Source organism: Roseobacter sp. S87 (assembly GCF_055693285.1).
The window spans coordinates 2,882,397-2,904,948 of the sequence record NZ_JBVFTR010000004.1 but is presented as its reverse complement, the minus strand read 5'-3'; the positions used below and the strand labels follow the sequence as shown (position 1 = coordinate 2,904,948).

General features: G+C 59.8%; 18 protein-coding genes and 1 pseudogene. 9 read left to right on the top strand and 10 right to left on the bottom strand.

The annotated features are described in order from the left end of the window. Window positions 1-2: 2 nt before the first annotated feature. From ACZ1HA_RS15190 to ACZ1HA_RS15160, 7 genes are all read right to left on the bottom strand, one after another. A complete protein-coding gene (locus tag ACZ1HA_RS15190; RefSeq protein ID WP_472714479.1) occupies window positions 3-1,025 on the bottom strand; it encodes an ABC transporter ATP-binding protein in 1,023 nt (340 codons plus the stop codon). After that, window positions 1,025-2,281: an MGH1-like glycoside hydrolase domain-containing protein gene (locus ACZ1HA_RS15185; RefSeq protein ID WP_436398549.1), complete on the bottom strand. Its 1,257-nt coding sequence runs from the start codon at window positions 2,279-2,281 to the stop codon at window positions 1,025-1,027. Before ACZ1HA_RS15185 ends, ACZ1HA_RS15190 begins: the two co-directional genes overlap by 1 nt. 64 nt (window positions 2,282-2,345) lie before the next feature. After that, entirely contained in the window at window positions 2,346-3,554 is a 1,209-nt protein-coding gene (locus tag ACZ1HA_RS15180; RefSeq protein WP_472714478.1) for a carbohydrate ABC transporter permease, read from the bottom strand. Beyond that, on the bottom strand, window positions 3,551-4,795 hold the full coding sequence (locus ACZ1HA_RS15175) for a carbohydrate ABC transporter permease (protein ID WP_472714477.1): 1,245 nt from the start codon (window positions 4,793-4,795) through the stop codon (window positions 3,551-3,553). The genes ACZ1HA_RS15180 and ACZ1HA_RS15175 overlap by 4 nt, the downstream gene beginning before the upstream one ends. A gap of 67 nt (window positions 4,796-4,862) precedes the next feature. Continuing rightward, entirely contained in the window at window positions 4,863-6,215 is a 1,353-nt protein-coding gene (locus ACZ1HA_RS15170) for an ABC transporter substrate-binding protein (RefSeq protein WP_472714476.1), read from the bottom strand. A gap of 25 nt (window positions 6,216-6,240) precedes the next feature. After that, window positions 6,241-7,344 (bottom strand): LacI family DNA-binding transcriptional regulator, encoded by a 1,104-nt coding sequence (locus ACZ1HA_RS15165; protein ID WP_472714475.1) that lies wholly within the window; start codon window positions 7,342-7,344, stop codon window positions 6,241-6,243. A 215-nt stretch (window positions 7,345-7,559) separates the two neighbouring features. Continuing rightward, the gene (locus ACZ1HA_RS15160; RefSeq protein ID WP_472714474.1) at window positions 7,560-9,122 is read right to left on the bottom strand and encodes a peroxidase family protein; all 1,563 of its coding nucleotides are present in this window, start codon (window positions 9,120-9,122) and stop codon (window positions 7,560-7,562) included. A 227-nt stretch (window positions 9,123-9,349) separates the two neighbouring features. On the opposite strand from ACZ1HA_RS15160, the pseudogene ACZ1HA_RS15155 reads away from it, so the two are divergent. The 4 genes and pseudogenes from ACZ1HA_RS15155 to ACZ1HA_RS15140 all read left to right on the top strand — a co-directional run. Continuing rightward, window positions 9,350-9,586: pseudogene (locus tag ACZ1HA_RS15155) on the top strand (Rieske (2Fe-2S) protein); the annotation flags it as partial. Window positions 9,587-9,713: 127 nt separating this feature from the next. Next, complete coding sequence (locus tag ACZ1HA_RS15150) at window positions 9,714-11,003, top strand: FMN-binding glutamate synthase family protein (RefSeq protein ID WP_472714473.1); 1,290 nt, start codon at window positions 9,714-9,716, stop codon at window positions 11,001-11,003. 11 nt (window positions 11,004-11,014) lie between these two features. Next, window positions 11,015-12,553, top strand: a complete 1,539-nt coding sequence (locus tag ACZ1HA_RS15145) for a thiamine pyrophosphate-binding protein (RefSeq protein ID WP_472714472.1) — start codon at window positions 11,015-11,017, stop codon at window positions 12,551-12,553. Continuing rightward, window positions 12,456-12,995 carry a thiamine pyrophosphate-dependent enzyme gene (locus ACZ1HA_RS15140; protein WP_472714471.1) on the top strand — a complete coding sequence of 180 codons (540 nt, stop codon included), beginning with the start codon at window positions 12,456-12,458 and terminating at the stop codon, window positions 12,993-12,995. The genes ACZ1HA_RS15145 and ACZ1HA_RS15140 overlap by 98 nt, the downstream gene beginning before the upstream one ends. A 32-nt stretch (window positions 12,996-13,027) precedes the next feature. Here ACZ1HA_RS15140 and ACZ1HA_RS15135 read toward each other — a convergent pair whose 3' ends face one another. From ACZ1HA_RS15135 to ACZ1HA_RS15125, 3 genes are read right to left on the bottom strand one after another with little or no spacing between them, the layout of a single operon-like run. Beyond that, complete coding sequence (locus ACZ1HA_RS15135; protein WP_472714470.1) at window positions 13,028-13,408, bottom strand: carboxymuconolactone decarboxylase family protein; 381 nt, start codon at window positions 13,406-13,408, stop codon at window positions 13,028-13,030. 46 nt (window positions 13,409-13,454) lie between these two features. Then, entirely contained in the window at window positions 13,455-14,546 is a 1,092-nt protein-coding gene (locus ACZ1HA_RS15130; RefSeq protein ID WP_472714469.1) for an aromatic ring-hydroxylating oxygenase subunit alpha, read from the bottom strand. After that, a complete protein-coding gene (locus ACZ1HA_RS15125) occupies window positions 14,543-15,430 on the bottom strand; it encodes a MurR/RpiR family transcriptional regulator (RefSeq protein WP_472714468.1) in 888 nt (295 codons plus the stop codon). The genes ACZ1HA_RS15130 and ACZ1HA_RS15125 overlap by 4 nt, the downstream gene beginning before the upstream one ends. Window positions 15,431-15,493: 63 nt before the next feature. On the opposite strand from ACZ1HA_RS15125, the gene ACZ1HA_RS15120 reads away from it, so the two are divergent. Genes ACZ1HA_RS15120 through ACZ1HA_RS15100 form a run of 5 tightly spaced genes read left to right on the top strand, consistent with a single transcriptional unit; the run spans window position 15,494 to window position 22,526 of the window. Next, window positions 15,494-17,956 carry an FAD-dependent oxidoreductase gene (locus ACZ1HA_RS15120; RefSeq protein WP_472714467.1) on the top strand — a complete coding sequence of 821 codons (2,463 nt, stop codon included), beginning with the start codon at window positions 15,494-15,496 and terminating at the stop codon, window positions 17,954-17,956. Then, window positions 17,953-19,035: an alcohol dehydrogenase family protein gene (locus ACZ1HA_RS15115; RefSeq protein ID WP_472714466.1), complete on the top strand. Its 1,083-nt coding sequence runs from the start codon at window positions 17,953-17,955 to the stop codon at window positions 19,033-19,035. The genes ACZ1HA_RS15120 and ACZ1HA_RS15115 overlap by 4 nt, the downstream gene beginning before the upstream one ends. Next, window positions 19,026-20,138 carry a mandelate racemase/muconate lactonizing enzyme family protein gene (locus ACZ1HA_RS15110; protein WP_472714465.1) on the top strand — a complete coding sequence of 371 codons (1,113 nt, stop codon included), beginning with the start codon at window positions 19,026-19,028 and terminating at the stop codon, window positions 20,136-20,138. The genes ACZ1HA_RS15115 and ACZ1HA_RS15110 overlap by 10 nt, the downstream gene beginning before the upstream one ends. Next, on the top strand, window positions 20,135-21,238 hold the full coding sequence (locus tag ACZ1HA_RS15105; RefSeq protein ID WP_472714464.1) for a mandelate racemase/muconate lactonizing enzyme family protein: 1,104 nt from the start codon (window positions 20,135-20,137) through the stop codon (window positions 21,236-21,238). Before ACZ1HA_RS15110 ends, ACZ1HA_RS15105 begins: the two co-directional genes overlap by 4 nt. A gap of 7 nt (window positions 21,239-21,245) precedes the next feature. Continuing rightward, complete coding sequence (locus ACZ1HA_RS15100) at window positions 21,246-22,526, top strand: aspartate aminotransferase family protein (RefSeq protein ID WP_472714463.1); 1,281 nt, start codon at window positions 21,246-21,248, stop codon at window positions 22,524-22,526. Window positions 22,527-22,552: the final 26 nt, after the last annotated feature.

Genomic DNA, 22,552 nt, shown 5'->3' with positions numbered 1-22,552 from the left:
GGTCAGCCGGCCGAAACCGCGAGGCCTGCCGCATCAAAGAAATGGGACCGGCCGTTCTCGAAGGCGAGGCCGCAGGCGTCACCGGGTCGGAGCTCCGTATCGCCGGCAATCCGGACCGTGATCCGCCCGGCACCACCGCAATCCATGACCACAAAAGTGTCTGCACCGAGGTATTCGAGAACATCAACGGTACCGTCGATATTGCCCTGACCGGTGCCCGTGACCGTTATATGTTCGGGCCGGATGCCGATCTGATCCGCGCGATCCGGGATGACGATGCCGGATGAATGCGCTGCGGCAAAGACGTTCATCCGCGGTGAGCCGATAAACTGTGCCACAAACAGGTTCGCGGGGTGTTCATAAAGTTCACGCGGTGAGCCGACCTGTGCGATGCGACCCCCATCAAGGACCACAATCCGGTCTGCCAGTGTCATGGCTTCAACCTGATCGTGCGTCACGTAGATCATTGTGGATTTCAGCGTCTGGTGAAGCTTGGCGATTTCATAGCGCATCTCAACTCGCAGAGCGGCATCGAGGTTCGACAGGGGTTCATCAAAGAGGAAGGCCGTCGGATCGCGCACGATCGACCGCCCGATGGCCACGCGTTGCCGCTGACCGCCGGAAAGATCTTTGGGCCGCCGGTCGAGATAGGCATCCAGCTTCAGGACACGGGCGGCCTCGTCGACCTTTTCCTTTATTTCTGCCTGTGGCAGTCCGGCGGATTTCAGTGGAAAGCCCACGTTGTCGCGTACGGACATGTGCGGATAGAGCGCGTAGCTCTGGAACACCATGGCAAGCCCGCGTTTGTTGGGCGGCTCTGCAGTGGCATCGCGGTCAGCGATCATGATCTGCCCGCGCGATGTTTCCTCAAGTCCGGCAATCATCCGCAGCAGTGTGGATTTGCCGCAGCCGGAGGGGCCGACAAAGATGATGAATTCACCCTCTTCGATCTCGAGGTCCACCCCTTTGATGACCTGAACCTCACCGTACCATTTCTCGACGGCTCTGAGTGCAATTGAAGACATTATGCTGCTCCCTGGCGTGTTTCCGGAGACAGGCCGGCCCATCCAAGCCAGACTGCGGCGGTCCATGTGAAAGACCCTCCGCCAGCGGGCGCACCACTCAGCGGATCATAGTATTCGGCAAAACCGTTCATTTCCATCAGCCGCGCGGTATCGCGGCGGATGCGTCCGGCGAGATCATGCTGTCCCTGTTCTTCCAGTCCGGAACCCACCAGGTAGTTCATTATGGGCCAGGTCGGCCCGCGCCAGTAACGGAGGCTTTCGAAACCTTCGGCCTGTGGGTCATAGCTCGGCAGGCCGTATTCGCAGGCCCCCAGCATCCGTTCGATGGCCGGGCGCGCGCGCTGATCATTGATCCCGGCATACCAGCACAGGGCGGACGCATTGCTTAGCACACCGTTGAACCGGCCTGTGTGCGCGTCCCGGCTGTCATAGCCGCCGGTTTCGTCGTTCCACAGCGTCGCGGCGCCTGCCTCCAGCGTGCTGATCCATTCTTCGATCATGCTGACATCTTCGCCGAACCGCCGGCCCATTGCTGCAAGATCACGCTGGGCGCGCAGCAGGGTGAAGGTCATCGTCGGATCCGCCACACGGAATGGATTCAGTTCGAGCAGTTTCGCCTGATCCCAGTTCACCGAAACGCCGATCTGCACCAGTTTGATGTAGCGGTCGTAGTCGTATTTCGTGGGCCGCATCGCGGGATCGACATGGCTTGTGTCACGTCGCGTGTATTCGCCCACGCCGCTTGGGTCGATGGCCCGCATCGCAGCATCCCAGTCCGGTGCGTTATCGCGTCCGGCCTCCCAGGGGTGGGTCACACAGACCGCTCCCTGATCGAGACGCCATTTCATGAACCAGTGGTGCCAGTCGCGCAGCTTTGGCCAGAGAGCCCGCGCGCGGGGCTCGCCGGTCGGGTCATTTGCGAGGATCTTGGCCATGAAGGAGGCTGCCACCGGCGGCTGGCTGATCCCGGACGATGGGATCGGGCCACGGCCCTGCCAGACGTCTGAACCGGGAAAGTAGCCGGGGTCCGGACGGTGGAACAGGATATGCGGGATCATTCCGTCTTCCCATTGTCCGGAGACCAGAGTTTCCAGCTCTTCCCAGGCACGGCCCGCATCGAAGGTCGAAAAGCCCCAGGCGGCAAACGCACTGTCCCAGTTCCACTGATAGGGATACAGGCCATGGGTCGGAAGCGTGTAGCCGCCTTTGTCATTCTGGCGCAGTATGCTGCGCGCGAGGTCTGTAAGATCGGTCATGGCGCGGTCCTCATACCGGGCTGCTGCCGCCAGGCGGCGTTGGTTTTTTCAACAGATACATGTGTCATCCTTTCACCGATCCAGCGGTCAGGCCTTTGGTCATGAAACGCTCAAGGCCCAGGAACAGCGCCATGATCGGGACCGTTGCGATAACGGAGCCTGCCATCAGGTGCTGACGCGGAATTTCGGAAGAGTTCAGCGACGCGATGCCGCGTGTGAGTGTGAATTTGCTCGGATCATCCAGCAGCATGAAGGCAAGAAGGAATTCGTTCCAGGCGATCATGAAGACATAGAGTGATACTGACGCCATTGCAGGCAGCGACAGCGGCAGGGTGATTTTCCAGATCACCTGCAGCCGGTTCAGCCCGTCCATCAGGCCCGCTTCCTCTACCTCTCCCGGCAGACCGCGGAAGTACCCCTGCAGCATGTAGAGTGCCACTGGAATGGTGGTCACAGGGTAGATCATGATGATCCCGGCGATGGAGTTGCGCAGGCCCGTCATCGAAAAGGCGATGTAGATGGGCAGTGCAAGAACGATCATCGGCACCATGTAGATCAGCAGAATGGACCGTGAAAAGGCAGCGCGTCCTTTGAACCGAAGGCGTGCTACAGCATAGGCCCCTGGCACCGCAAAGAGCAGCGTAATGAAAACCGTCAGAACCGAGATCAGGAAAGAGTTCAGCAGGTAAGTGCCGAAGTTAAACTGGCTGAAAAGTTCCTCGTACGAGCGGAACAGTTCCGCGCCGCGGGACAGCTCAATCGAGAAATCAAGTGGGTTCTGGATCAACTCTGACTGGTTTTTCAGGCTGGTCAGGACCATCACGTAAAACGGGATCAGGACAATCGCAGTAAAGAAGATATAGCCGAAACCGGTCAGAAAACGGATGACCGAGGCTTCGAAGATGTGGCGGTTGATCCCGCCCATTTCGACGTCGTCCAGCATGATCCACAGACCAAGAGCTGCGAAACCAGCCGTTGCAACAGCCCCGGTCACTGCTGAGAAACCGGATACGTTTTCTCCGATCACCAGAGGGCCAAACCCCGCAAGTGTGGCTGCGGTAACGGCGGCGGCGGCTGCCATCGGCTGCCATGACTGCCCACGGATGCAGGCGAACCCGATCAGGATACCCCAGATAAGGGAGCCTGCGCCGGAGGGCCGGAATGCGGAACCGGTTGCGAAACTCATCGCCACAGCAACGGTGGTCGCGATGATAAAGAGCCACAGCACACCCAGTACAGGCGCCGTGACATAGCCATATCGGAACATGCTCATAGCCCTTCCTCCCGGCTGATAAATTTGAAGAAGAAGACGGAGAAGAGCAGCAGGCAGCCAAAAATGACCACGGCAACGGCGGCACCCGCCCCGATGTTCGACACCGCAAAGGCCTGCTCGTAGACATTCACCGTGAGGGTACGCGTGCCCGCGTTACCGCCGGTCAGCAGGAAAATGTCGTCAAACTTGTTGAAGGTCCAGATGAAGCGCAGCAGGAACAACACGCTGAGAATGCCCAGCAACTGGGGCACCGACAGCGCCCAGAACTGCTGGAAGGGTGATGCGCCGTCCATGTCTGCGGCTTCGTACATGTCCGTGTCGATGCTCTGCATCCTGGCAAGGATGAAAAGGAACGACAGCGGGAAGTAGCGCCAGATCTCGAAGACCGTCACCATAATAAGTGCCAGCGGTCGTTCCCCGAAGAAGTTGATCGACTGCTGTGTCACGCCCATCTGCACCAGCAGAGCATTGGCTGAGCCGGAGAACGGATCAAAGAGGATGATCCAGGCAAAGGCCACAGCGATCACCGGCGATACGTAGGGAAAGAGATAGAGCCCGCGCAGGATACCCTGACCGCGGAAGGACTTGTTCAGCAGCAGCGCGGCAAAGAGCCCGAAGAGCAGCGCGCCGATGGTGCCGAAAACCGTATAAAACAGCGTGACCCAGAGGACTTCCCAGAATTCGTCGCCATCAAACACCCTGGCAAAGTTCTCGAAGGTGAAGGTCGCATTGGTCAGTACGTTCGAGCTTTTGCCGCGTATGATCACAGCGCTGTCCTGTGGGCGCAGACCATTATCGAGATAGGCCTGTCCGACAGTGACAGGGATCATGAGGCGCTCACGCTGCCCGCCTTCCCAGTCTCCTAGATCACAATCCAGGTTGCGCCCGTCGAGTGTACAGCGCTCATCCAGCGCGCCGACGGTCAGGCCCTCTGGCACGACGTCGGAGATACCAACGCCACCAATGGGCTGTTCCTGGGACGAATTGCGCAGACGATAGCGGATGTTCGCCTGATCTCCGGGCGCTTCGAAATCGCCACGGATGTCTTCGCGTACCACCATCTCCGGTGGCCGCAGATCCGAAAGGGATACCGGCTTCACCGAGATCCAGAAAATTGCGAGGAGCGGCAGCACCACGACCAGCGCGACAGCGGTGATGGTAGGAGCCAGCAAGCCCCAGGCCAGCCGCGCTTCAAGCCGCGCGAGGGGGCCTGTGCCCTTTGGTGGGACAGCATCAGTCATGGTTCATCCTGAAATCTGAAGAAGGTTCGGAGGCGACGGCCAGCGCCGCCTCCGGTGTCACCGGCGGTTACTGGACGCCGGCGATTGCTGTGTTGAGCTCTGCCACGGTGGCGGCAGCATCGCGCTCTCCGTCAATGAACTCGCGCACAAGACGGTTGATGACCTGGCTGTTGATCACCTTGGAGGCCACTGCAAGCTGGCCGTCGGAAACGCCCCAGCGCTGGGCCACGTCGAGGCCGCCCACGATCTCATCGATCATTGCCTGATCATAAAGATCACCCAGCGGAGCTTTACGATCCACACCAACGTCCAGCGTCGCCCAGAGTTCAGAGAACTGAGCAGGGTTGTCCGCTGTGCCGCGGCGCACCGGGAATTTGCCCTCAGGTGCGATGGCCAGTGTCTGGCCGTAGCCTTCGTTCATAGAGAACTGGACAAATTCCATTGCTGCATCGGTGGACGCATCCGATGTGATACCGAAGTAGCGGATGTCACCCCATGCCGCGCCATCCGGGTTGGACGGTCCGGCAAAGTTGGTCACGATGCCTGTTGCAGCCGCCAGATCCCGCGATGTCGGGTCGTCGTTGATGGTGGGCGGTGCACTGTCGCGCAGGCCGGCCAGTTCATCAAGGATGAAGGGTGACCAGATGATCATCGCGGCATTGCCCGAGAAGTAGAGCGTACGCGACTGATCCCAGTACAGATCGCCGGGAGGGGATGCTTTTGCGATTGCCTTGTAGAATTCGAGCACTTCTACGGTCGCCGCCTCATCCAGCGGTTTGATGCCATCCGGGCCAACCGGAGACACACCGTTGGCGAGGAAGACATGCTCCAGCACCTGGCTCATGAAGTTTTCGTCAATCTTCGTGGCTGCAACAAAACCGTACATTTCCGGCGGGTTGTGCAATGCTTCGACCGCTGCCAGCACGTTGGCATACGTGGTGGGTGGCTCAAGTCCGGCTTCTTCGAACTTGTCCGCACGATAAACCAGCATCTGGGTCCAGCCGTCCACCGGTACAGACGCGTATCCGTCAGCGGTTGCCGCCATACCCAGTGCGCCGGCCGCGAATGTTTTCTCACCAAGTGCTTCGATAACGTCGGTTGCGGCATCCGGGTCCAGGATGCCGGCATCGGCCCATGGCAGTGCATACTGCAGCGGGTGATAGATCACGTCCGGCAGATCGCCTGCCGCAAAGGCCGCTGTCGCGCGTGTGCCCAGATCGGTTTCTGAAACCGGGATTACTTCGACGGTGTGCCCCGATGCGGCGGCAAAGTCGGCTGCCATCTGTTCCTGGCGCGCCAGACGTTCGGGCTGTTCTTCTGTGGTCCAGAAGCGGATTGATTCCGCACTCGCCGCGATGGACGACAGGCAGAGCGCCATTGCCGCCCCTGTCAGCAGTATGGATTTGTGGTTGATTTTCATTGATTTCCTCCCATTGAAGTCCTTGTTATGCGGCGCTTTTTGCGACGCGCCCGGCGATTTCGCCGGATGTGAGTGCGGGTGGGCCTGCTGACCCCCGGTCCAGAAATTCGGCTTCTTCGGTTTCCCGCAGCGTTTCCGGGTCCTCGCCCCTGATCCTGCGGATCAGCAGATTGCTGAGTGTGCTGCCCGATCTGGTGAAGTTGACCGCATAAGTGCTGAGCTGCGGCGTCGCATGCGCGCCGTCCGGTGTGCCGTCGTAGGACAGCGTCGAGATGTCCGAGCCGACCGCAAGTCCGCATTCAGCAGCCGCGCGGTAGACGCCCAGAGCTGCCATGTCCACCGCACAGACAATGGCTGTGGGCGGCTCCGGCAGACGCAGCATCCGGAGTGCTTCATTGCGGCCTTCAGTGATCGTGACAGCGTCATCACCCATAAGCGCGGGATCAACGCGCAGGCCTGCTTCCTGCATACCCAGCACAAAGCCGTCGCGCCGAAGGGCCGCATAATTGTATTGCAGACCACCGTTGATGAAACCGATGCGGTTGTGGCCCATCGACGCCAGCCTGCGCACCGCGTCCTGCATCGCATCCTCGCCCAGCAGATCGAACCATGCACAGTCTGCCGGGTCTGATGTGCGCCCGAAGAGCACGAATGGGAAATTCTTGCGGCGCAGCAGATCAATCCGGTCATCGTGCACCAGCGTACGGGGAATAATGAAGCCGTCGACTTTGCGGTCACGGATCATCGACGAAAACGTCTCAAGAGTGTGTTCGGGGTCATTTGCGGCGGCCAGGGTGAGGGTCCAGCCCTGAGCACTGGCGCCCTGCGACACCCCTGCGAGGAATTCCGCAAGAAAAGGACGGTGCGCGTCGTGGTCCGCCATCTGAATAACAAGGCCAACGGAACGCGTCAGACCGGTCCGGATAGCCTGGGCAAAACTCAGTGGGTTATACCCCATTTTCTCTGCCATGCGGCGCACGCGGAGGCGTGTACCTTCGGCGATATCGGGGTAGTCATTCAGCGCCCGCGACACGGTGGATTTGGTCAGCCCCAGCGCGTCTGACACATCAGATATGGTCACCCGGTTTACACCGGTTTTCCGCAGCGTCTGATCCTCGGCTGTCCGCAAAATTTTGTCCTCCCGAGAATCAGGGTGAGCTCCGAAACCGGTTTCGGCAAGGGAAAAACACGAGTTTTGTCGATGGGCTGAAAAACCCGCCGCTCCGGAGCCGTATTTTGGGGTTGGCGTCAGGGAGGGGTCTGCTCCCGCCGGATTACAACCGCAGGCAGCAGATCGTCCTGATTTTCAAGGCCGTGTCCATGGTTCGCGCAAGGCGGAATACCCTACTCCGGCTGCCACTCCCTGCGCGTGAAACCAACGAATGTTTCGCCGAGTTCACCGGCCGTATTCCGCGCAAGAACTTCGCGTATCGAACTGGTGTTCCCGATCGCCTGCCATCCCGGACCCGCAAAAGTGGAGGGTTTGAAGACGTGTTTCGACAGCAGGGGATTCGTCAGCGCCTGACTGAAGGCATCGAGGGCCACAAAGAGCAGGATCAGATTCGGGAGCGGGCTGTTTTTCACCCGGTCCTCGCAGAAAAGGCCGACATGGAAGTCAACATCCCGGGTGCTATTGTAGAACCCGCGCAGCATCTCTGCGACTTCCGGATCAGAAGAGATGCTCTCAAAGGAAAACGGCCGGTTCTGCCCCAGATAGTCACAATAGTCTGAGAAACCTGCAAGCTGGCAGAACCTGTCCTGCTGGATTGACGAAATCTCGATGTGCAGCAGAGGATTTGCCGTATTTCGCGGGCCCAGTTCAGCGGCCTGCGTGGCGCTGATGTCTGCAAATGCCCCGGCGAGGCCGCCGTCGATCAGCAGAGAATTGTTCATAAATGTCGAGCCTACGGGGTGCATCTTCCCGCCCCAGCGGATCTGGTCCGGGATCAGCGCGTGCCAGCGATAAAGCAGGCTGAACTCGGTCGTGATCCAGTTGGGTTTGTTCCACGCGGCATTCCAGGCGACCGACGGGTCGGCACGCAGGTTGAAGGGCAGCGGCGAGATGTGATTGATGTAGTCTTCGACCACGATCTTGATGAAGAGAACAATCACGGTGTTACGTGCGGTCTCAAAGACGCGGTCATCATCCCAGTCCGGGTTTTCCGCTTCGATTTCGCCTGCAAGGCGGTTGTGTTCACGCAGGAACAACGTGTTCATCATCGCAGTCTGTGGGACTGAATTGGCACGATCGCCGCCAAAGGCAAATAGCTTTGCGCGACGGTCATCATCAATGCTGCTGTCGCCGAGCGGATGGTCCAGCACCGCAAAGTCCGGATCGACCTTGCCGTCTTTGTACAGAAACGGCGCATAATCTTCGCCATTGATCGTCTGAGTTTTGAGCCGCCCTTTGCGGCCCTTCGCGTTTGATCTGAGACGCAGCGCGTTTGTCTGCTCTTCGGTGCGCCCGTACAGCGGGCACAGGTCAATCTCATGGTTCGACGTGTTTCTTTTCAGGCGGGTCTGCTGAGTTTCACCTTCTGCGGTCAGGTCCTCGGTCTCTGTGCGGATGAAGCCGTCCGTCAGATACTGCGCAAAAGCCGGGAAGAGGCAGGTCGATTTCGGGCACATGCGCTGATGACCGTCGCGACGGGCGAACAACGCGGCAAGCGCCTCGGGGTCCGGCATGTCCTCACGCGGATCAGGGGGCAGGTGCCGCCCGCTCCACCGGCGGTCCGTGAGGCCGGCCCATGACACATAGTCGTGACGTGTGCTCATCGGGTGTGGGCGGAACCGGGCCCGTTTGACGACGCGATTGATCGCCCACCGGTTCACCAGTTCTGCAAGAGGCGGAATCCCCTCGATGATACGAAAAAGAAATTCCTGTAGGCGGTATGGAATACTGGGCATGAAAATCACTCTGAAATGGGTCAACTATGCGTTGATTATCATCCGGTGTTTCGCTTTTTTCTAGTTTTTTGTCCGGTCAGTTGCCGCGTACGGTGTTTTCCATGTTGATTTGTGAGCGTTGCCGGACCGGCACAAACCAGAGTGCAGCCGGGTCGGTGTAATTTTGTGATTAGCATTTTTCGGGTTTTCCGGGGCACAGTCTGAAGGCGGCTCACGGCACATTTCGGATGATGGTGCTGTGGCGGGCAGGAAAGAACGGAAGGAACCAGATGAATAAGACAGCCATTTACAAACTCAGTGAGCTTGCAGACCGGAAGCCGGAATATGCGCTGGTCGGCGAAGTTGATCTTGTCGTTGTAAGGTTTGATGAAAATATCTCTGTGTTCTACGGTCGATGCCTGCACCGCGGAGCGCTGATGTCGGATGGCCATGTGCGGGGCGACGATCTGATCTGTGGTGTGCACAACTGGGATTACCGGCTGGACAGCGGCGTATCCGCCTATGCCAACGACGAGAAACTGCCAAAGTTTACTTCATGGATTGAAGGTGACGACATCTGTGTGGATGCGGACGAGATCAATCAGTGGGGCTATGAAAATCCGCAGCCTTACAACCGGGATTCTGTATCTGGGTCTTTACGCCGATCCGAGCCATGGCATAGCCGAAGAACCATACACCGGGCTGATCCACACCTATGCAAAATCCGGTCTGTCCAAAACCGGACACCACGGGATCGTCGAATCTATGGGCGTGCCGCGCACCGAACTGCCGGATTGGGATGACATTCAGCTGCTCACAGCACAGCTGCACCGCGCGCCTTTGCTGGATGATGCTCCGGTCGGTACGGACGTGGTTATCGGTCCGAATGCGCAGAAACCGCTGCGTCTCGACATCCCGCTCTTTGTTTCAGATATGAGTTTTGGCGCGCTGTCTGAACCCGCCAAAATCGCGCTTGCGCGTGGCGCTGAACTGGCTGGTACCGGTATCTGCTCCGGTGAAGGCGGCATGCTGCCCGAAGAGCAGGAAGCCAACAGCCGCTATTTCTATGAGCTTGCATCGGGGCGGTTTGGTTTCAGCTGGGATAAGCTGGACAGGGTCCAGGCGTTTCATTTCAAGGGCGGGCAGGGCGCGAAAACCGGTACTGGAGGCCACCTCCCGGGTGAAAAGGTTCAGGGCAAAATTGCGGAAGTACGTGATCTGGAGCCGGGGACCTCCGCCATATCCCCTTCGCGCTTTCCTGACTGGACAGACGTCGGCCAGATAAAGGTATTTGCTGATGAGGTCCGGGACAGGACGGGCGGTATTCCTATTGGCTACAAACTCTCGGCACAGCATATTGAGCGGGACATTGACGCAGCCCTCGCGGTCGGCGTCGATTACATTATCCTCGATGGGCGTGGTGGTGGTACCGGCGCTGCTCCGGTAATTTTCCGCGACAATATCTCCGTGCCAACCATACCGGCGCTGGCCCGCGCCCGCCGCCATCTGGACCAGCTGGACCGGCGTGACGTCTCGCTGGTGATCACAGGGGGGCTGCGCAAGCCGGCAGATTTCATCAAGGCGCTGGCGCTCGGCGCGGACGCGATTGCGGTGTCAAATTCGGCAATGCAGGCCATTGGTTGCCTGGCGATGCGGGCGTGCCACACGAACAACTGCCCGGTGGGCATCGCCACGCAGAAACCGCATCTGGTCAACCGTCTGGTAGTTGAGAAATCAGCGCGCCAGCTTGCCAACTTTTTTGAGGCAAGCGTTGAGCTCATGCAGGTGATGGCCCGGGCCTGCGGACATGATCACCTGAACGGTTTCAACGCGGATGATCTGACAACCTGGAAACGTGACATGGCCGACATATCGGGCGTGGCATTCGGCGGCGTGGCATAAGGAGAGAACTGATGACAACGGATAACCTGGACTGGATCTCTGTCGGCCACGTGGACGACCTGCCGGAGGGGCGCATCAAAACAGTGACGGCACGGACGACGTCGATTTGCCTCGTGCACTTTGACGGCCAATGGGCTGCGATGAACAATCACTGTCCGCACCAGCGCGGTCCGCTGGGCGAAGGGTCAATTGAAAAGGGTATCGATGACAAATGCTGGATCCGCTGCCCCTGGCACGGCTGGGACTTTGACCCGCTGACCGGCAAGCCGCCGGGTGGTCATGAGGATACCGGGCAGGAGATGTATCCGCTCGACATCCGTGACGGCGAAATCTTTGTGGGGCTGGAAGCGGAGCCGCCGCACGAGCGCACGACAACGGATGTCATGACCGAAACCATGGTCAACTGGGGCGTTCAGTCGGTGTTCGGCATGGTTGGTCACTCCAACCTTGGTCTGGCAGACGCCATCCGCCTGGCTGTCGTAGACAAAAAGCTCAAATACTACGGGATCCGGCATGAGGGTGCCGCCGCCTTTGCCGCATCGGCCTATGGGAAACTGACGGGTAAACCGGCGGCCTGTCTCACGATCGCAGGTCCCGGGGCAACCAATCTGATCACGGGTCTCTGGGATGCGAAGGTGGACCGGGCGCCCGTACTGGCGCTGACAGGCCAGGTGCAGACCCAGGTGTTTGGCCCCGGAGCATTTCAGGACATTGATCTGGCCTCCGCGTTTCAGGCGGTTTCCAGGTTCTCGCAGACTGCCCTCAGCACGTCGAACCACGCTGAACTGATGTCGCTGGCCTGCAAGAACGCCATTGTGAACCAGGATGTCGCGCATCTTATTTTCCCGGACGATATGCAGACACTGCCGTCGGATCAGCCTGCAGGGATGCCAGAAGGGCGTCTCAGCAGTACGCGGATTACGCCGTCTCAGGAAGAGACCGATGCGGCCGTGTCCCTGCTTAACAGCGCGAAAAGGCCGCTCATCGTTGTGGGGCATGGCGCTTACAGTGCACGTGATCAGATCATTGCGCTGGCCGAGAAAATCGGGGCACCGGTGGTCACCACGTTCAAAGCCAAGGGGCTGGTGCCCGACAGTCATCCGCTGGGCGCAGGTGTTCTGGGTCGCTCGGGCACGCCGATTGCCAGCTGGTTCATGAATGAGGCCGATGTGCTGATCGCATTCGGTGCCAGTTTCTCCAACCACACTGGCATTGCGCCTAAAAAGGATATCATCCAGGTCGATTACGACAGGATGCAGCTTGGCAAATTCAACCCGGTCAAAGTGCCGGTCTGGGGGGAGATCGGCGCATTCTGCGGCGTCGCGGGCCCTGCCATCACGCGCCATGCGGACGCCGTGGACCAGGTCAGTGAACTCAAAGATCGCTGGAACATCTGGCGCAATGAAAAAACACGCCGTCTGGCCGAAGAGCATGGCAAAGGCATCCATTCCTTTGCGATTTTCGAGGCGCTGGGCAGAACTGGTACCGGACGATGCCATTTTCGCAGTGGACGTGGGCAACAACACCTATTCGTTTGGGCGGTATCTTGAAACCAAAGGTACACAGCGCGTGCTGATGTCAGGATATCTTGGGTCAATCGGTTTCGGGTTGCCGGCTGCGATGGGGGCCTGGGCTGCAACGCAGGACATTGAAAGCCTGCGCGGTCGCAAAGTGATTTCCATTTCCGGCGATGGTGGCTTTGGTCAGTATCCAATGGAATTCACCACGGCGGTCAAATACGGAATGGATATCACCCATATCCTGCTTCACAACGGCGAGCTCGGGAAAATCTCCAAGGAACAGCGCTCGGGCGAATGGCCGGTCTGGGAAACGGATCTGCAGAACCCGTCCTTTGCAGCTTTCGCGCGGCTTTGCGGCGGTCACGGTGAAAAGGTCACGGAAACCGGCGGGATCGAAGACGCAATCAGAAATGCGCTGGCAGTGGACGGCCCGGCGCTGGTCGAGATTATGACGGACGCCGAACTGGTCTGAACCGGTATCGCCCGGACGCACGGTCCGGGCGGTCAGCCCTCGTCAAAGACTTTTCTGGCAACGCGGAAGCATTCGAGACCCTGCGGCACGCCACAATAGATCGCGATCACATGGATGATCGCACGTACCTCTTCTTTGGTCACGCCGTTGTTGATGGCACCACGGCAATGCAGTTCCCATTCCTGCATTTTTCCAAGTGCCCCGATCATCGACAGGTTCAGCATCGAACGTGTTTTAGCATCGAGCGTGTCATCGCCCCACCCGAAGCCCCAGCACCACGCGGTCATCGCTTCCTGAAACGGACGGGTGAAATCGTCAGCAGCGGCCAGATTGCGTTCGACGTATTCCGCGCCGAGCGTCGATTTCCGCTGTTCCAGCCCCTGGAGAAAAAGGTCTTCGTCAAAAACGCTCATCGTCTGTTCCTTCTGTTGCCAGGCTCGTTGGTCCGGGTCCGGACTGTCAGACCGTCTCCCCGGCGTCAATTGCTTCGCGCATCCAGCGTTGCAGGTGCATGACAGGATGCTCGGAGTTCACGCCGCCGCGCGGGTCAATGACCAGTGGCCCGGGCCGGTAACCCCGCGAGTGCAGCCCCCGCTGAACGGATTCCACCAGTGTGATGTCTTCAGCAACGGTTGTCTCGCGGTCCTGGCGGGCGAGCTGGCGAACCACCGGGTTTTCCGCACCGCCAACCGAATACCACCCCCGCCAGACGACGACGCGATGCGCGTCGACCACGCGCCAGTGATAAGTGTTCAGAACATTGCCCGGATAGACCTGAAAGCTGAACATCGGCCAGAGAAACCAGCTGGAATACTCCGCCTCATGCTCAAAACCTGAGTGGATATCATAGGTCATATCCTCAAGGTTCTGGCATTCCGTGGTGTGCCGCAGACACATGCCCTGCGGCTGGATGTCGTAGGTTTCAGGCCGGACAACGCCGCTGGCAAATGTGGGGTGACAAAGGGCGCAGTGATAGCATTCGGAATAGTTCTCAACGGAAACTTTCCAGTTGCAGTTTTCCGGCACCTCGACCCATTCCAGCGGTTTCAGCTCCTGCCAGTGCGGCACCCATTCTTCCAGTTCCTGCCGCGCGCCGGGAAACCATGTGTCCATCGGGCCGGCGTCGGGGTCGAGATTCACAAAAATGAACCCCAGGAATTCTTCTGCCCGGACCTCTGTCAGGCAGACATCAGAACGGTCAAAGCCCTCGACTGCGCGGATGTTCGGGCCTGACCGCAACGCCCCGGTCAGTTCATAGGTCCAGGCGTGATAGGGGCAGACGACAACGCGGGTGGTGCCGCTGCCCGATACCAGCTGATGTGCGCGGTGCTGGCAGACATTATAGAACACCCGGATTTTGTCGTCGCGCCCGCGGATCGCAAAGAGGCTCTCGCCGGCAATTTCAAAGGTCGCGTAATCGCCAGGCCCGGCAAGGTCTGCACTGTGGCACCCGAACTGCCACGTTCTGGCCAGGAAACCGGCTTTCTCGGTCTCGAACACAATCGGATCAGTGTAATATCGTGCATCAAGCGACCGGATGGGCTGCGTCATTCCGGATCTCCGTCGTAAATGCCCAGCTGGTGCCGGCGGCGGTGAAAGGTTTCGACCCGTGTGACAACCTCGTCGCTTGCCACTGCGATCACAAAAGAAAGCAGTGTTTCCAGCAGTGCGATTGTGCTGACGGACGATGGGAAAAACTGGGGCGTTTCTGCGGACACCACGAAACCATGATCTGCGGCCCGGATGATCGGGCTGGCGGGGCTGTCGGACAGGCCGATAATGCTCATGCCCTGTTCTTTTGCGATCTCCACAGCTTCGACGACTTCCCGGCGATAGGGCTTGCAGGTAATGGCGATGAGCACGTCGCGCCCGTCAGCCCAGGCCAGATCATCGATCGGTGTTGATCCTGGCCTTGGAATTGCGTGGAACTGCACCATGCCGGTCGAGGCAAGGTACGTGAAATTGCGCGCATTGGAATTGTTCACACCGACGCCGAGCGTGAAAACGTTCCGGGATTTCCAGATCGTTTGTGCAGCGGTGCTGAGATCATCAGCCGTGATCCCGGCAAACGTATCTTCGACGTTGCGCAGGGCGCCTTGCACCATGTCTGCGTAAAGGCCTCCGAGCGCACCGGACTTCCGGATGTCCTGCAGCCAGCGTGCGCGTTCCGGAAAATCCGCAGCACCTCTGCGAATCGCTTCGCGGAACGGCTCGCGGAAATCTTCGTACCCGTCAAAGCCGACCTGCCGGGCCATGCGGACCACCGTGTTGGGTTTGACGCGTGCAGCTTCGGCGATCTCGCGCACGGTTGAAACGCCCACATCCCGTGGGTTTTCCAGCACATAAGTGGCTGCTTTGCGGGCCTCTGGCGTCAGTTCAGACAATTCGCCCGCGAGGCGTTCCAGAATTACAGATGATACGTTTGTGCCATTCATGATTGACGATGGTATAAATGTTTGCTTAGGCTGTCGAGAGATTTCTGAACACCGGGGCACAAGATGACCGAGAAGAGCTTTCCGACCCAGGCAAAGGTTGTCATCGTAGGTGGCGGCGTGATGGGATGTGGTCTGGCCTATCACCTGGCGCACGAGGGCTGGACAGACGTGGTGCTGCTGGAAAAGGCGGAACTGACCAGCGGCAGCACCTGGCACGCGGCTGGCCAGATTACCCATTCCACCAGTTCTTTCGGCCTTGGGAAATGTGTCGACTACAACATCGGCCTCTACGCCGGTGCGCTGGAGCGCGAAACGGGGCAGGCAGTGACGTGGCACGGGTGCGGATCCTTCCGGCTTGCCTATACCCACGACGAGATGGACTGGCTGCGACACACGCTGTCCGTTGGCCGGTCACTGGGGTTTAATATTGAACTGGTGGGCGCTGACCGCGTCGCCGAACTGCACCCATTTTACAATCTGGAGGGCGTTCTGGGTGCATTGCATACCCCGGACGACGGGCACGTAGACCCAACGAATGTAACGATGGCGATGGCTGCCGGAGCCCGGCAGTTGGGCGCGCGGATTATCCGCCAGTGCCGCGCGACAAACATCACCCGGACGGCTGGCGGGGAATGGCTGGTCGAAACCGAAAAGAGCAGTATCCTGTGCGAGCATGTGGTGAACGCTGGCGGAACCTATGCCCGGCAGATGGGCGAATGGTCCGGTCTGCAGCTGCCGATGACGTCCATGACGCACCACTACTTTGTGACTGAACCAGTGCCGGAATTTGAAGCGCTGGATAAGGAGCTGCCTGTCATCCGCGATGACAGGAAGGTCTCTGGCTATATTCGCATGGAGCAGAAACGCGGCCTGATCGGCATCTACGAAAAGGAAAACCCGAACTCTGTCTGGCACGATGAATGCCCGTGGGACTACGAGAACTGGCTGTTTGATGCTGACTATGACCGGGTGATGCCGTGGCTGGAGGAGAGCCTCAACCGGATGCCCGTGCTGGCGGACCTGGGGATAACCCGCGAGGTCCATGGTGCGATCTCGCATCCGCCGGATGGTAACCCGCTGATCGGCCCGGCGCCGGGTGTGCGCAACTACTGGTGTTGTTGCGGCACACAGATCGGAATCGGCTGGGGCCCCGGCCTGACCCGCGAACTGGCGCGCTGGATGGTACATGGCGCGGCTGATATCTCGATGCGCGACTATGACCCGCGCCGGTTTGGTGCCTACGCGACAAAGGACTGGCAGGTGGTCAAGGCGCACGAGGATTACTGTCTGCGGCACGAAATCCCATTTCCGCACTACAACAGGACAGAAGGCAGACCGCTCAAGCCGTCACCGCTCTATGAGGAGCTGAAACTCCGCGGGGCAGTCTATGAAGAAGTTTACGGCTTCGAGCGGCCGCGCTGGTTCGCACGCGACGGGGTGGCGCAGAACGATCATTACTCATTCCGGCGCAATGCGGTGCATGACATTGTCGGCGCAGAGGTCCGAACCGTTCGGGAGGCGGTCGGGATCATGGATGTCTCGGCATTCACAAAGGTGTTGGTGTCCGGACCTGATGCCTACGCTTTGCTGGATCGCCTGACGGCCAACAGGATGCCGCAGAAAACCGGTTCGGTGACGCTTACCCACATGCTTAACCGCCGGGGACGGATTGAACTGGAAACGACAATTGTGCGTCAGTCCGATGACCGGTTCTACCTTGTCTGCGCTGCGTTTTTTGAACAGCGCCTTCTGGACCATCTGGAACAGAACAGAGCAGGCGATGACGTCAGCGTCACCACGCTGTCTGAAGCCTGGTGCGCCCTTTCGCTGAACGGACCATTGTCACGCGATGTGCTTTCGGCCTGCACAGATGCACCATTGGACAATGCTTCCTTCCGGTGGCTGTCAGCGCAGGAGATCAGCATTGCAGGCCACCAGGTCCAGGCCATCCGCATGTCTTATGCCGGCGAACTGGGCTGGGAGCTTCATATGCCCCGTGAGGCCTGTCTTGACGTTTATCTCGCGCTGCGCACCGCCGGCGCGCCATCTGGTATCTGCGACTACGGCTCGTTTGCCATGAACGTCATGCGCATGGAAAAGGGGTTCAAAGGTGCGGGTGAGCTCACCAATGAGGTGACCCTGCCAGAGGCTGATGTCATGCGGTTTGTGCGTGATGACAAAGAATTCCTGGGCAAAGAGGCGACGCTGGCCGGACAGGACAACCTGCGCTGGATCTGCGCAAGCCTGTCCATCGAACCGGATGGCGTAAATGACGGTCACGGCGGCGAGGCCGTTCTGCTGAACGGGGAGGTTGTGGGGTCGGCCGCATCCGTCGCTTATGGCCACTCGGTTGGGCGCATTCTCGCCTTTGCCTACCTGCGTCCGGAGGCAGCTGCGCCGGGTACGGCGCTTGAAGTTGTGATTGCGGGCGAGGCACGCCCTGCGACCGTTCTGGGCGCGCCTGCTTATGACCCGGAAAGCCTGCGCCCGCGCGCAGATGCCAGAATTGAGGAAGCAGCGGAATGAGCTTGCCGGATACGATGCGCGCTGTTGTGACGATGGGCCACGGCGGACTGGAACAGCTGGTGCTGCACACTGACTGGCCCCGGCCGGACCCCGCTTCCGGAGAGGTTCTTGTTCGCGTACGGGCCTGCGGGCTCAACAACACAGACGTCAACACGCGCACCGGCTGGTACTCGAAGGCCGTGAGCACAGCAACGTCCGGCGAGGGATATTCAGAGGTTGATGGCGAGGACCCCACATGGGGTGGCAGGCCGCTGACCTTTCCACGCATTCAGGGTGCTGATGTCTGCGGTGAGGTTGTTGCAGTTGGGTCGGGCGTTGATCCGTCCCGGGTGGGGGAACGCATCATCTCGGATAACTGGCTGCGCGACCCTGCAGACCCGGAGAACAAAGACAAAACCGGTTACTACGGATCGGAGCGAGATGGTGGATTTGCCGAATATACGACGATGCCTGCCACCAATGCCGTGCCGGTGAAGTCCGAATACTCCGACGCGGAACTTGCCACCTTCAGCTGCTCATATTCCACCGCAGAGGGGATGCTGACCCGCGCTGGTGTCACCGATCAGGATACGGTGCTCATACCCGGTGCATCGGGGGGTGTTGGCGGTGCCCTGCTGCAGCTTGCAAAACTGCGCGGTGCGCGGGTCATCGCGATGGCATCTGAGGCGAAACACGCGGATGTGGCAGCGTTCGGTCCGGATCTGATCCTGCCGCGTGCGCCTGACGATCTGCAGGCTGCACTGGGGGGTGAAAAGGTCACTGTGGTGGCCGATGTGGTCGGAGGCACGCAATGGCCGTCGCTGGTCGATGTTCTGCAACGGGGCGGGCGTTACACCTGTTCGGGCGCGATCGCCGGGCCTCTCGTCGAGCTAGATCTGCGGACACTCTATCTGCGCGATCTCACTTTTACAGGGTCCACAGTTATTCCGGTCGGGGTCATGCAGCGTCTCGCGAAATACATCGAAGACGGATCTGTGCGACCCGTTCTGGCAGCAGTTTATCCGCTGGAGGAACTGCGTGAGGCGCAGACAGCCTTTATCAGCAAAAAGCTGACCGGCAACATAGTGGTGTGCCCTTGAAGATCACCGGCATCACTGTGTGGCAGGTCGACCTGCCACTCGAGCACCCGTACTGGCTGTCCGGTGGTCGCCTGAAATTCGAGGTGCTGGATGCCACACTTGTCCGGATCGATACCGATGCCGGGATTTCCGGATGGGGAGAGGGCACGCCCCGGGGGCATACCTATGTGCCGGCGCATGGTCCCGGCATCCGCGCGGGGATCGAAACGATGGCACCCTTTGTCATGCGGCTTGATCCGCGGCGCGTGCTGGACGTTGAACGGGCAATGGATCTTGCCCTGCCCGGGCACCTTTATGCCAAGTCGCCGCTGGATATGGCCTGCTGGGACATTGCGGGCCAGGCTGCAGGTGTGCCGATTGCGGACCTGATGGGAGGCGGTTCACGCACGCCCCGGGCCATTGCCTCGTCGGTTGGGGCCAAGACGATTGAGGAAACCCGCGACGTGATCGAAAGGTACCGTGCGCGCGGATATGTTGCCCATTCCGTCAAGATCGGCGGTGATGTCACCCGCGACATTGCCCGTATCCGCGATGTGGAAAGCATCCGGCGGCCGGGTGAAACGGTTCTTTACGATGTAAACCGGGGATGGACCCGCAGCGATGCCCTGCGCGTCATGCGGGCGACCGAAGATCTGCAGGTCATGGTCGAGCAACCCTGCGAAACCCTCGATGATATTGCAGCGCTGAGCCACCGGCATGCCTGCCCGGTCAGCGTTGATGAAAGTCTCGTCACGCTTCAGGACGCGGCGCGGATTGCCCGGGACGGTCTGGCTGAGGTTTTCGGCATCAAACTCAACAGGGTGGGCGGTCTGACCCGCGCCGCGCGCATGCGGGACATCGCTCTGGCGCACGGTATTGACATGTTCGTCATGGCAACCGGCGGTTCCGTCCTGGCCGACACCGAAGCACTGCATCTGGCGGCTACGGTTCCGGATCACAACTGTCTTGGCGTCTGGGCCTGTCAGGACATGATCACGGCTGACATAGCAGGTGGCAGGGGGCCACGGAACATCGAGGGGCATCTCACCCTGCCGGAAACACCCGGTCTGGGTGTACACCCGAACGAAGATGCGCTGGGCGACCCGGTCGCAGTGTACAAATGAAAATCCGCCGGCTGACACTCTGGACGGTACCGCTGACCAGCCATGAAACTTATTATATGGCCTCAGGTAAGACGTGCGACACGGTCGATAGCGTAGTGCTGGCCGTCGATACCGACAGCGGTTTGCGTGGATGGGGCGAGGTCTGCCCGATCCCGCACTATCTTCCGGCATATGCCGGCGGCGTTGGCCCTGCGCTGCGAGAGCTGGCCCCGGTCCTGATCGGGGCGGATCCGACGGGTCCCGAAGCTCTGATGGCCCGTGCAGATGCCTGGCTGGCAGGGCATGTTTATGCAAAGTCTGCCCTGGATATTGCCCTGTGGGATATCACCGGCAAAATCGCCGGGCTCCCGCTTTTTGCACTGCTTGGCGGGCGGCGGCAGAAGGACATGCCGCTCTATCACTCCATCACCTGTATCGCGCCGGATGAAATGGCGCGCATTGCGCTGGAGGCACAGGCGGACGGGATCACGCAGTTTCAGGTGAAACTCGGTGCGGATGCGAGCATTGAGGCTGACATCGAGCGGCTTGTGAAAGTGCGGGAAGCCGTGGGCCCCGGGCCGCTGGTATATGGCGACTGGAACTGTGGTGCGACGCAACTGGACGCAACACGGGTAGGGCGGGCCGTTGCGCATCTTGACGTGATGCTGGAACAGCCCTGTGCCACGATCCGGGAATGTGCTGCGGTGCGTTCGGCCACCGGACTGGCGATGAAAATGGACGAGACCGTGCATGACACTGAAAGCCTGCTGGACGCGGCAACATCCGGCGTCATGGATGCGGCGGCTCTCAAGCTGTCAAAATTCGGCGGGCTGTCGGCAACCCGGCGCGCGCGGGATCTGTGTCTGCACCTCGGCGCCCGGATGTGTGTCGAGGACACCTGGGGCAGTGACATTGCGACAGCGGCTCTGCTGCATCTCGGGGCCGCCACTGATCCCGCCCGCCTGCTCAATGTTTGCGATCTGTCCGGTTATGTCGCACCACGCATCGCACCAGACTGCCCGACACGTAGCAATGGCCGGATTGTGCCGCCAACCGGACCGGGCCTGGGGATTACCCCGGATGCTGCTGTTCTGGGCGAACCTGACCTGATACTGGAGTGACCCTCTGATGAACCGACTGCACAGCCAGAAAGAATGGATCGAGCGGGCACGGCATGTGCTTCCTGCAGCGGGACTGGGCAACTTTGATCCGGGTATTGTCATTGCGCGGGGCAATGGCAGCCGTGTCTGGGATGAAGATGGCCGCGAATACGTTGACTATCTCATCGGATCCGGTCCGATGCTGCTGGGGCATGGGCATCCCGAAGTGATGGAAGCCGTTCTTGAGCAACTCCCGCTCGGGATGACGTTCTTTGCCGGAAACGCAAAAAGCATCGAACTGGCCGAAGCGATCTGCGATGCGATGCCCTGCTGTGAACATGTGCGTTTCGTGGCATCCGGCGGCGAAGCCGACATGTACGCGATCCGGCTGGCACGGGCCTTTACCGGGCGTGACAGAATTCTGAAGTTCGAGGGCGGCTATCACGGTATGAGTGCAGAGGCGCAGATGAGCCTTGCGCCGTCACGTCAGGTGAATTTCCCGACGGCGGTGCCCGACAGTGCGGGTATCCCACAGGGCGTCGCAGATCAGATGCTGATCGCGCCCTTCAATGATCTGGAGGTAGTGGCCGAGCTGCTCCGCGAGTACGACGACATTGCTGCAATAATCGCGGAACCGCTGCAGCGGATCATACCGGCTGAACCGGGTTTTCTGTCCGGCTTACGCGAACTCTGCGACACGCATGGTGTGCTGCTGATCTTTGATGAAATCGTCACCGGTTTCCGGCTCGCATATGGCGGTGCACAGGAACGATATGGTGTCACTCCTGATATCTGCACGCTGGGCAAAATAACTGGTGGTGGCTTTCCCCTTGCGGCAATCGGCGCGAGCGCGGACATTATGCGCCATTTTGACAAGTCTGCTGTTGGCGAAGAGGGCTGGCTGATGCAGCTGGGCACGCTATCCGGAAACCCGGTTGCTGCCGCAGCTGGTCTGAAAACCATGGAAGTGCTGCGCCGGAACGGGACCTATGAAAAGCTGCGCACATCCGGCGGCGCTTTGCAGAAGATGCAGTCGGAGGCTCTGACCGACGCTGGGATTCCGCACACGATCTGTGGGGACGAGACGCTGTTTGATATCTGGTTTACCGAAAAGCCCTGCCGCGATTACCGCTCCGCACGACATGATGATCCGGACATGAACCGGGTCTACAATGAGGTTCTGCGGGAACACGGGGTCTTTAAGAGCCCCGGCAAACTATATCCCTCGCTCGCTCTGACCGATGAGGATTTTCAGCTGACAGCCCACGCGGTATCCAAGGCGACAGCAGCTGTTGCCGCCCGCCTTTGAGGCGGTCTCCCCACGCGACTGAAATG